The sequence below is a fragment of the Robinsoniella sp. genome (assembly GCF_034124845.1).
Genome location: NZ_JAWYAJ010000438.1, coordinates 25,645 through 36,614, shown reverse-complemented (window position 1 = coordinate 36,614; position 10,970 = coordinate 25,645). Strand labels below are relative to the sequence as shown.

General features: G+C 42.3%; 11 protein-coding genes. 1 reads left to right on the top strand and 10 read right to left on the bottom strand.

All coding sequences use genetic code 11. The features are described 5' to 3' along the window. On the bottom strand, positions 1-603 hold a 603-nt coding region (locus tag ACH2DQ_RS21640; RefSeq protein WP_395028290.1), incomplete at its 3' end, for an aldehyde dehydrogenase family protein. A 375-nt stretch (positions 604-978) separates the two neighbouring features. Further along, entirely contained in the window at positions 979-1,500 is a 522-nt protein-coding gene (locus ACH2DQ_RS21635) for a peptidylprolyl isomerase (protein WP_394913989.1), read from the bottom strand. Positions 1,501-1,891: 391 nt separating this feature from the next. Here ACH2DQ_RS21635 and ACH2DQ_RS21630 point away from each other — a divergent pair, with 391 nt between their 5' ends. Beyond that, positions 1,892-3,295: an alanine/glycine:cation symporter family protein gene (locus ACH2DQ_RS21630; protein ID WP_394913988.1), complete on the top strand. Its 1,404-nt coding sequence runs from the start codon at positions 1,892-1,894 to the stop codon at positions 3,293-3,295. A gap of 115 nt (positions 3,296-3,410) precedes the next feature. Here the strand turns inward: ACH2DQ_RS21630 and ACH2DQ_RS21625 are convergent, their stop codons facing one another. The 8 genes from ACH2DQ_RS21625 to ACH2DQ_RS21590 form a co-directional block, all read right to left on the bottom strand. Beyond that, positions 3,411-3,944 (bottom strand): hypothetical protein, encoded by a 534-nt coding sequence (locus ACH2DQ_RS21625; protein WP_394913987.1) that lies wholly within the window; start codon positions 3,942-3,944, stop codon positions 3,411-3,413. Further along, positions 3,935-4,558, bottom strand: a complete 624-nt coding sequence (locus ACH2DQ_RS21620) for a J domain-containing protein (protein WP_394913986.1) — start codon at positions 4,556-4,558, stop codon at positions 3,935-3,937. Before ACH2DQ_RS21620 ends, ACH2DQ_RS21625 begins: the two co-directional genes overlap by 10 nt. Then, complete coding sequence (locus ACH2DQ_RS21615) at positions 4,548-5,396, bottom strand: DUF5685 family protein (RefSeq protein ID WP_394913985.1); 849 nt, start codon at positions 5,394-5,396, stop codon at positions 4,548-4,550. The genes ACH2DQ_RS21620 and ACH2DQ_RS21615 overlap by 11 nt, the downstream gene beginning before the upstream one ends. A gap of 142 nt (positions 5,397-5,538) precedes the next feature. Further along, entirely contained in the window at positions 5,539-5,877 is a 339-nt protein-coding gene (locus ACH2DQ_RS21610; protein WP_394913984.1) for a hypothetical protein, read from the bottom strand. 67 nt (positions 5,878-5,944) lie between these two features. After that, positions 5,945-7,006: a hypothetical protein gene (locus ACH2DQ_RS21605; protein WP_394913983.1), complete on the bottom strand. Its 1,062-nt coding sequence runs from the start codon at positions 7,004-7,006 to the stop codon at positions 5,945-5,947. Positions 7,007-7,243: 237 nt separating this feature from the next. After that, the gene (locus tag ACH2DQ_RS21600) at positions 7,244-8,974 is read right to left on the bottom strand and encodes an ABC transporter ATP-binding protein (protein ID WP_394913982.1); all 1,731 of its coding nucleotides are present in this window, start codon (positions 8,972-8,974) and stop codon (positions 7,244-7,246) included. 438 nt (positions 8,975-9,412) lie between these two features. Beyond that, positions 9,413-10,447 carry an ArsR/SmtB family transcription factor gene (locus ACH2DQ_RS21595; protein WP_394913981.1) on the bottom strand — a complete coding sequence of 345 codons (1,035 nt, stop codon included), beginning with the start codon at positions 10,445-10,447 and terminating at the stop codon, positions 9,413-9,415. Between the two features lie 174 nt (positions 10,448-10,621). Further along, complete coding sequence (locus ACH2DQ_RS21590) at positions 10,622-10,957, bottom strand: cyclic-di-AMP receptor (protein ID WP_394913980.1); 336 nt, start codon at positions 10,955-10,957, stop codon at positions 10,622-10,624. Between the last annotated feature and the right edge of the window lie 13 nt (positions 10,958-10,970).

Here is a 10,970-nt window from a genome sequence, read left to right as displayed (position 1 = left end):
AAGGATGCAGTCTGCTGCTTTCATAACTTCATTTGTTAACTCAAGGGAAGGAACGTCAATCCATCCGATGATTCCTTCCGGTGCGCCAGCTTTTACTGCTGCATCTAAAACGATCTTAGCTGCTGCAATGGTACAGTCTTTAGCACGTGGATGCGGGCTGATGATGATGGCATTTCTGGTCTTCAGAGAAATTAAAGTCTTGAAGATCGCTGTTGAAGTCGGATTTGTTGTCGGGATTACCGCTGCGATTAATCCTAAAGGCTCTGCAATTTTTTTGATACCAAATGCAGAATCCTCTTCAATCACGCCACAGGTCTTTGTACTTCTGTAAGCATTGTAGATATACTCTGCAGCATAGTGGTTTTTGATAACCTTATCTTCTACAATACCCATACCTGTTTCAGCAACTGCCTGTTTTGCCAGCGGAATACGCTGCATATTAGCTGCCATAGCAGCTTCAAAAAAGATCTTATCTACCTGTTCCTGTGTGAAAGTAGCAAATACCTTCTGCGCTTCGCGCATAGCAGCCAGTTTCGCATTCAATGCTTCAACACTGTCAATCACTGCAGGTACTACATTAACCGTGGTTTCTTTCTTAGCCATGTCTGTTCCTCCTTGAATAGGTGAATTTATAATTTGTTTTGGTTCATTTATTGACAATTTTTTAACAAGGTCATCATACTATACCGTTAAAATTTTGTCAATCCTTTTTTTAAAAAAACTGCAAAGATTTTTTTACCATCTGAATACCCGTAAGATTCCACATTATAACCTGCTCAAATTCGCTATAAATACAGATTTTCTCACAAAAAATCACATTTCAGAAAGACAGGACCCCTAATTATAAATTTTTTGTAAATTGACCTATTATTTCCCAAAAGCAAAAAAATATTCCCCAGGTCCGGCGGTATATTTCGTTAATAAAATACCAAACTCTGAGGAATATTTATATAGAATTTTATTTAGTTTGTTAAAAAATTAGCATTTCTCCGGTTCCGGATAATCCGTTCCATATGTTTCAACTGTCATTGATTTGATCTTCTGTTCTTCTAATGGACGGTCACTGTAATCGGTATCAGTCTCTGCAATCTTATTTACAATGTCCATACCTTCCGTAACTTTACCGAAAGCTGCATATGAACCATCTAAATGAGGCGCATCTTTGTGCATGATGAAGAACTGGGATCCTGCAGAGTTGGGATCCATTGCTCTTGCCATGGAAAGAACACCTGGTGCATGTTTAAACTGATTCGTAAATCCATTCTGTGAGAATTCGCCTTTGATACTATATCCCGGACCTCCCATACCGTTTCCGTTAGGACATCCGCCCTGGATCATAAAGCCGTTGATTACACGGTGAAAAATAATTCCATCATAAAAACCTTTTTTGATAAGGCTGATAAAATTGTTTACACTGTTTGGTGCAATCTCCGGATATAATTCTGCTTTCATAACATCGCCATTTTCCATAGTAATGGTTACAATTGGATTCTGTGCCATAGTTTTTAATTCCTTTCATGTATAATTATCCCCGCCATTAAAATGCAGGCAGGTTATGTTACAGACTGTTCTATCTCCTGCCTGTACGAATAAATTATAATATGTAATCTTCAATGATGCAAGGTATATTTGCAGCTTATTTACAGCCTGTCAGCACATTGTTTTTCAGCTTGTTTACTGCATATTTACAGGCACATTACAACGAATCGCGTCTTGTCCGCTTCCCTTATTCATGCTATAATTATGTAATTACACGCCACCGTATTAACTTGTTAAGTCAAATAACCTGCCGCAGGCGGCGTATATTTGATCCTCGTGGCAAATGCCGGATGAACGCAGGCGCGTCTGTTTGTCTCTTTGCCCACGGAAATAATGATCAGGAGGAAAGCAAATGAATTTCTCAACAATCTTATCCGATGTTAACAGTTTTGTCTGGGGGCCCGTCATGCTGGTACTGCTGGTAGGAACCGGCGTATTCATGACAATCCGCCTCAAATTTCTTCCCTGGCGCAACCTGGGATACGCTCTTCGGTCCGTTTTTCAAAAATCAAGTCCGGATATGGATTCCAATGGAGATATTTCTCCCTTCCAGTCTCTGATGACGGCTCTCGCCGCTACCATTGGAACGGGAAATATCGTTGGCGTTGCAACGGCAATGGTCATTGGTGGTCCCGGGGCTTTAGTCTGGATGTGGATCAGTGCTCTGTTTGGCCTTTCTACCAAGTACGCAGAAAGTGTCCTGGCGGTTAAATATCGGGAAACAAACGTATTTGGTGAGATGGCAGGCGGTCCCATGTATGCTATGAAAAATGGATTCCGTATAAAATGGATCGGTTCTGTTCTTGCCGCACTCTTTTCTGTTTTTGCAGTTGTGGCTTCTTTTGGAATCGGCAATATGACCCAGGCGAATTCCATCTCTCTCGCCCTGCACGATACCTTTGGCATTCCGCTTTCTGTAACGGGTGCAGTTATTATGATACTGGCTCTGATCGTACTTGTGGGCGGAATCAAAAGTATTGGCAAAGTATGTGCTTTGGTTGTACCTTTTATGGCTGTCTTGTATTTTGTCTGTGGATTAATTGTCATTATTTTGAATATCCGAAATCTTCCTGCCGGATTTTCTATGATTATTCGCATGGCATTTTCTCCAAATGCAATTGCCGGGGGCGTAGGGGGCACCATTATCGCCAGCATGCTTTCCGCAATGCGCTGGGGCGTTGCCAGAGGGGTTTTCTCCAATGAAGCTGGTCTGGGATCAGCTCCCATCGCCGCTGCTGCTGCAAAAACGGATCACCCGTCCAGACAGGGCTATATTAACATGACCGGAACCTTCTTTGACACTTTGGTTGTCTGCTCCATTACCGGGCTTGCAATCGCCTCCTCCGGCGTTCTGGGTACACTGGGTGCCGACGGAAAAGTCATTACCGGCGTTAACCTGACTATCCAGGCATTCTCCACTGCCCTGGGAGGCGCAGGGGGCTGGCTAGTCACCATTGGTATTACATTATTTGCCTTCTCCACCATTTTAGGCTGGGAATACTATGGTGAAAAATCTTTGGAGTATCTGGTTAAATCGCCGAAGATCACCTATCTTTACCGGGTCATCTTCTGCCTGATTATTTTTCTTGGTGCTACCACTACTTTACAGGTTGTATGGGATTTTTCAGATACCATGAACGGACTTATGGCAATTCCCAATCTGATCTGCCTGCTGGTATTAAATAAAGTAGTAGCCAAAGAATGTTTCCATTTCCAGGATACAGTAATCAACCCGGACAAAAAAAAGAAACATTAGAACAGAAAAAGCCCATATAGCTTATGCAGAATGAACTGCTTCCAAAAGTCAGACTAAAAGTATAACTGATGGAAAGCAGTTCACAATGACGTACAGCCATTTGAGCTTTTTGCTTTTAAAATCCTAACTGTTTACGATATTTTCCCCATACCCTTGCCTGAAAATAATCGTATGCCTTATCATAAATGAACAGTATAATCTGTCCCAGTACTGCAGCCGCAAGGAGAATCCATCCTGATATCTCACCTGCAAACAGCAGCTTTGGAAACAGGAACAGCATCGGTAAGAATAGTACATTAAAAATAAGATACTTTAAAATCCAGAATATCTTACGGCCTTTCGCATTTGGACATACTTTTCCAAGTTTCAGCCATACAAATTCAATTGCCAGTACATAGAGTCCCATAATGGCAAATGTAAGGCAATGCAGCTTATCCGGTGCTATCAGAAGCCCCAGAATAACTGCTCCTATGTAAAAGCCGGCGCCCAGCTTTATTCCGAATTCCCGGATCATGATCCCAACAAAAAAGGAAGCCGCACCCAGTAAAAACAGCGTGTTAAACTGAAATACACCGCTCAGCACCATAAGTACAACCGTAAGCGCCAGCATCAGGCCTGAAAATGCCATTTTTTTGCCACTTACATGCATGAACAAAGATCTCCTCCCATACATTCGCAAAGTGAATCCGCACACCAAAGATCACAGCAGCAGTTTCCGGTGGTACATCCTCCTGCAGACCGCCCGTTCCCATAGCTGTTAGACTGGTAACGCTGTCCGTTCCATTGCAGTTGATTCACCAGATTGCGGTATTCCTGGTTACCCGGTTCCATATTGCATGCCTGCTGTGCCTGGTTCATCGCCTGCACATTGTTGCCAATCCCGGAATTCGCCACTGCACTGTAATAATACCACCTTGCTGTACGATTCTGCATTCTTGATAACATATTCAGGGCATCCTGATAATATCCCGAATTTATATAATTCGTTACCGCTTTCATCTCATTGGAATCATCCTGGCTGCTCTGGTAGCCGCCTGACGCATAACTTCCGCCTCCGGAACTGTATCCGCCTTCCCGTTCTTTCATGATCTGGTCATACGCTTCCTGCACTTCCTTAAACTTTTCCTCTGCCAGCCCTGCCAGGGGGTTGTTGTTATAAGAATCCGGGTGGTATTTCCTGCTCAAATCTCTGTATGCTCTCTTAACTTCATCATTGGTCGCATTGGGTGATATTCCCAGTACGCTATATGGATCACTTACCATCTTTCTGTTCCTTTCCTTCTTTCATTTCTTTTTGTATCTTGTCATACTTTGTCCATACTCCGACGTAGAGTATATTCTTCAGGATATCCACATCCCAAAGGCAGGGCAGTAATTCAAATTCCCTGCTGCACTCTCCCATCATCATATTCAGCATCTGCTCACAGACTGCTTCATAATTCTCTTTTCCCTGTAACGGAATCAGAGGATTATAATTACCTTTTACGATATCCTTCTTTACATCCTCATAGGCATCCATAATATAAATGAACTTACCAAGGAAAAAGCCCATTTTACGGAGCCGTTCTTCCCACTGGTCTTTTTGGTAAACCAGCAGCTCGCCCATCAATTCACCAAAGGTTCCCGCTACGGCATCGATATCCGTAATCTGCTTTTTTTCATACTCCTGCAGTTTTTTTAAACAGCGCTGTATGGTTTTGCATTTATCCGGATATTTCGCAATAATGCTTTTTACACTTTTCCCCAGCAGCTTGCTGCCTGCAAGCCCCGCCATACTCTTTTCATCTTCCCAGTCATCCATAAAATGATAGTAAGATAGAATTACATTCATCTCTGCTGTATATTCTGTAATATCATTTTGCAGCATGTCCATTTTTTTAACCGGATGTACCGCACAGTGATGTTTGCTGTTCTTCATTTTATGTTCATACAGAGAAGTAAGCAGGATGGTCACAAAAGTCATATCATAGGTCAGAGTCATTTGGCCGCGAAATCCGAAGTTCTCTTTTAGGGTTCTGCATAAACCACAATAATATGCTTTATATTTATAATAATCTTTTACTTTTAACTCCGGTTTATATATGGTAACATAGCCAAACATGTACAATCTCCTAATCTTTTCGCCTTCATAGGGGATTATACTATATTCATTTCAAAAATACCAGTTAACTTTATATAAATTATTGGGCTTATGGACTGCTGATCCGGCTCCGGGAGTTACATCAGCAGCCATTTTCATTGCCTTACTCTGCTAAATACAGATTTACTTTTTTCATAACAGCCTTAACCGCCTGGTCCTCAGAGACAGAACCCTGAACCAATTTGGGAACAGTCTCCAACACTCGGCCACTTGCTTGCAACAGGTAAAATTTGTCATCTCCTTCAAACTGCCCGCCCATGGTAAGCGCAATATCTCCTGGTTTTGTACTATTTATAATATTGTCATAGGCAGCTTTATTCACGGGAATTCCTTCTTCCATTCCACCGCTCTGGGCTTCTTTTGATAATAAAAACTCTGCCAGCTTCTTTGCTTCTTCTTCCCTGGTTCCTTTGCTGCTGACTCCAATCATTCCCCGTGGCACAAATACGCCTTCGCTCTGTCCGTTCGGATAATTTTTTGTTCACAAGCGGATGCTTACTGTTTATGCTCTAGTTTCCCATATCCCCCGTTCCTGTAACATCCTGCTGCTGGTAAACCTCCGGTCCGTTCATCACGCCATCTGCTGCCTCTGGCTGTTCAATCGTTCCATCTTCCGGTGCTCCTGGCTGCCCATACGCTCCTCCATCGGGCGACTCCGGCTGTTCATATGCTCCCCCATCCGGTGTTCCGGGCTGCTGGTTCTCACCTTCCTGACCCGTTGATCCAGGCTGCTCATTCGCTCCGCCATCCGCTGCACCTGGCTGCTGGTAGCCCTCCTGTCCGTCTGCCTCCTCTGGCTGCTGGTATATCTGCCCCCCCTGAGCCTCGGTCTGTAAATAATTGCTCTGTTGGTCTGCACCACTTCCTGCGTCTGTCTGTCCGTATGTTCTGGATCCCTGTACTTTTCCATTTGTTTCTGAGGAACCGGTGCCTGTTGGAGCGTCTGCCTGCTGAAACAGCTTCACCAGCATTTCATGAGTATAAGGCTGATCCATTGGAATTGTAATATCCAGATTATCTATACGGATGGGCACATTCCCTTCCATACTATAATAAATATCTACACTGTCCGGGTTTTTGGGGCTTGCGTAAGTCTGAAGTGTTTTCTGGATACTGTCCAGTACTGCATAAACCATACTTTGCGCATCGTAAACATGAAAACCTTCTTTCTGGGCAGCGGGCGGCCCCATAAAAACAGCGCTCTGCCCGGTAATACACACGGTCATTCCGCCTTTCCCCGTAGTGATCTCATCAGCGAGAGATATATTCCATCCGGTGAGGGTTTCCATCTCTTTTACCAAACTGTCAGGTGTGGCTTCCTCTGCTCCTGAATAATCGCAGCTCTTATATTTACCGTCTCCCGTTGAAATATATAGCTTCACGCCTTCTGATTGCTGTGCATCACTGTCAGACTGTCCCTCTGCACTGCTGCCGTTTTCCGTCACTTTCATAATTTCAGAAGTATTGCTTCCTGTGCCATTTGCCGGATCTGCTTTGCCATCTTTTTGGCATCCTGCATTTAATCCTAATACACCGCATATCAAAACTAATAAAAGTACTTTTTTTCTCATGTCTTCTGCTCCTCTGCCTGTAATACATCTCTATGTATTCCTGCCATATGCTTAATTTCACTACATACTAAAATAGCGCCAGATCAATCAACTTTTCATTAATCTTTTTATTAATCTTTACAATCCTAATCCTTTTCCCCCAGCTTGTCAAACGCTTCTTCACACATGCAGATAAAATCTTTTCCTGTGCCTTTAGTTTATACGATTCAGGCAAGAAAATAAAATACTTTTATAAAATTAATTTTTTACTTTTCCCTGTAAATTCATAAAATCAAAAAATGCTCCCTGCTTTTCCGCTAACTGCCTGTAAGTCCCTTTTTCTACGATCTCTCCGTTTTTCATGAATATAACCTGGTCATACTGGCTCAGCAGTTCTTCCTTCAGATTATGGGTAATGGTAACCAGCGCCAGTTTTTCCTGCGCCAGAAGCCGGTTTTCCATATCATATGCCGTCTGCATATCTACCGCTGAAGTTCCTTCATCCAGTATGAGCAGCGGTGTTTTGCGGATCATTGCTCTGGCTACCGCCACTCTCTGGCGCTGCCCTCCGGACAGGTGTATTCCATTTTCACCAACCGGCGTGTTCAGCCCGTTTTCCATCTGATCCAAAAACAAACTGATCCCGCTTCTGTCGATTGCATCCTGAAGTTCTTCACTGGAATAATTTTTATCCAGACAGATGTTCTGGTAAATATCCGTATCAAACAGGTATACATTTTGATGAATCATACATACAATACTGCTTAAATCTTTCCCATTCATATCTCTGATTTCACGTCCGTCGTACCGTATACTGCCGGAATATCTGCCGGAATATCCGGTCAGCAATTTTACCAGGGTAGATTTACCGCTTCCGCTTTCCCCGACAATTACATATTTTTTGCTGGGTTTAATCTGCAGATTCACTCCACTGAGGATATTTCTCTCCTCCTGGTAGGAAAAACAGACTTTTTCTATATGTAACAGCTTTTCAAACGAAGATTCAAAAGCCGTCTCTTTGCAAACGGTTCCCCGAGTCCCCTCCTTCTCATTCGGTATATCCTCCTCCTGGCTAAGCCGGGAGAGGCGCTCCAGCACCGGTTTCATCCCGGTAATTTTCGGTAAATTCTGCATAATGACCATTACCGGGGTTATAAAGGTTCCGCTGAGCTGGACGAGTGCCAGCAGGGTTCCTACCGTTGATCTTCCTGTCAAAACAAAATAGGCAGCCACGAAAACAATGATTACAGTGGACAGTGCAGACAGAATATTGGCAAAACTCTCATTAACAGCCAGAAGCCGGTCAGCCTGGAACTTGGTCTTTGCTGTATCTCTGTTCTCATGTTGAAATTCTTTGCGGATATACCCTTCAATGGCAAATCCCCGTATCACCTCATAGCCGGACAAATAATCCTTACATTTTGATGTAAATTCTGCAATCTTCTCTGAAAATCGGTTCTGCCTCGCCTGGAGTGCTTTGCCAAAAAATGCAGGTATTAAAAACATCAGGAGCATAAAGAAGATCAGGATAACTGTCACTAGCCAGCTTAAATAAAACAATATGCCCAGAGTTGCCACAAACAGTACCACCATTTTTGCCGAAAGCTGAATCGGTACTAAATAATTTTCTTCCACAAGCTTTACATCATTGACGATTGCCGACAGATAATCGGCTGTATTTACCTTATAAAATTCCTCCGGCTTCCGGCTCAGCAATCCCTGAAACGTCTTTTTTCTAAGGCTCTTCGTCACATTCCGTACCAGCACTTTTCCGCAGTAGGCTTCCAAAAATCCCAATCCACCCAAAACCAGGAGAAAAATCATGGTAAATGTAAAAAGGCGCCAGAAATAATTTGCATCCCGCCCAATCGCTGCATCCACAATTCTTTGTAAAATAATGGATATAAATGCCGATGCCACAGAACTCAGTGCACCGATCCCGATTACTAAAGCCAGAATCCACTTGTTTTCTTTTAAACTTTCATTCAAATCAAATACCTCTCTTTTCTATTTATTGGAATGTATCGAATTTTTACATTTTATATTTATCAAATACATTCGTTAAATATAGAATATATTAATATTTTATTTTTGTCAACTACATTCTATCATGGTCAAATATATGTTTGTCTAATTTTTTATTTGATATGATATCTTATATTTGTCTGATATTTATCGGATATTTGTGAGCTGCATCAAAATTCGAAATTATATAAGGATCAGATAAATCCCTGAAATCCTATTGCATTTGCCGTAATTTCCCTGTGCAAATACTCTCTGTTGTGCATTGAATGTGAGCAACACAGCAAAAACAAAAAAAGAACAGGAATCTAAAACTGCTATCTGCAGATTTCAGATTCCTGTTCTTTTCCACCTCACTTATTATATGACCGATTCATTTATTGTCCACCGGCTCATAATAATAACTCATAATAACAGCTGCTTCAGATCACCGATCAGCTCCAATACCGCCTCTTCTTCCAGGCAGTAGTATACCTTCCCATTCCTTTTCTCAATATTCACCAGTCCGCAGGAAAACAGTACATTCATATGATGGGACATGGTAGACGCTGATAATTTCATAGTTCCCGCCAGTTCCAGATTGTACTTCTTGGATTCCTTTAGAATGCATAGAATATCCAGTTTGCTTCTATCGCTCAATGCCTTCAGTTTCATGATAACAGCATCTTTTGCTGCATCCGTACTCTTCCCTCTTCTGGGCAGCAGCTCTAAAAACAACCCCTGGTAGCCATGGGAATATAAAACCAGCTGAATTGCCGGCTCTGCCAGGGTGGGATAAACAACAGCCTGGGATGCAAAGTTATGAATCAGCCGGTCAAATCTGTCGTCTTTGTGGGCAGCATAGCGCTCCATGAGAGCCTGAAAAGGTTTCTCTACTGAAGCCAGGGCTTTCTCATACACCGGGATATTCTTACTGATTGCCTCCATAAGAAATTCCATCCAATACCTGGGCCGGTGGAGAAATTTCAGCAAATGCCATTTTCTTCCCTCATCCATTTCCAAAGGTTCTAAAAACTCAATAATGTCCAGTTCATTTGTAATACTTGGTATTTTCTGTCTGGACAGTTCTTCGGAATCATCCCCTTCGTTGACAATAACAGACATCAAAGTATCCCTTATTTCTTCATCGGTTACCCCGTCCAGCCCTTGAAGCCAGTGCTTGTTTTCTATAACGGATGCAATCAGAATAATAATCCAGTCCTGATCCTTATCTTTAAAAAAGAACGCTTCATTTTCTGTTTTTTTATAATGATCTTTAAAATATTTTTCATAACGTTCCAGGATTTTAAAATGCTTCTGATAGAATAACTCACCATCAATACCCAGCTCATTCAGCCCTTTTATTGTCTCTGTCCGCACTTCTTCTCCCTGGTAACAGCTGAATAATAATCCAAGTGTTTCAAATACCGGATCCAATTCATTTTTCATGATCATATCCATAAAAAATCCCTCCTGACCGTCTGCTATGATTTCATTAGTTATACCGGCTTTTTGCCTGTCTGCCCATTATAACAAATCTTTGTGCTCATAACAAGCGGAAGCGTGTCTTAAAAATCAATGCCGCAGCAATTTTAAGACACGCTTCCAGGATATTCGAAAGTCTCAATATATAAATTAAATTTTCACATGCTGTTCCACATCAACAACAAAAATGGTTGCTCCGCCAAACTCAACAGTCATAGGTACTGTGGCATAGCTGATTGACTGTACGCCGCCGGATACATAGGGGGTGTTCACGTTTACTTGCTTTCTGGTTGAGCATTCTTCTTTAATAATATCAATAACCTGCTCCACTTTATCATCTTCCGTTCCAATCAGCAGCGTGGTATTCCCCCTGCGCAGAAATCCTCCGGTCGTAGCAAGTTTCGTTACCATAAAATTGCTCTTATTCAGTTTGTCAACTACAAATCCTCCGTCCTCGTCATGGACAATTGCAAATATCATTTTCATATTGGACACCTCC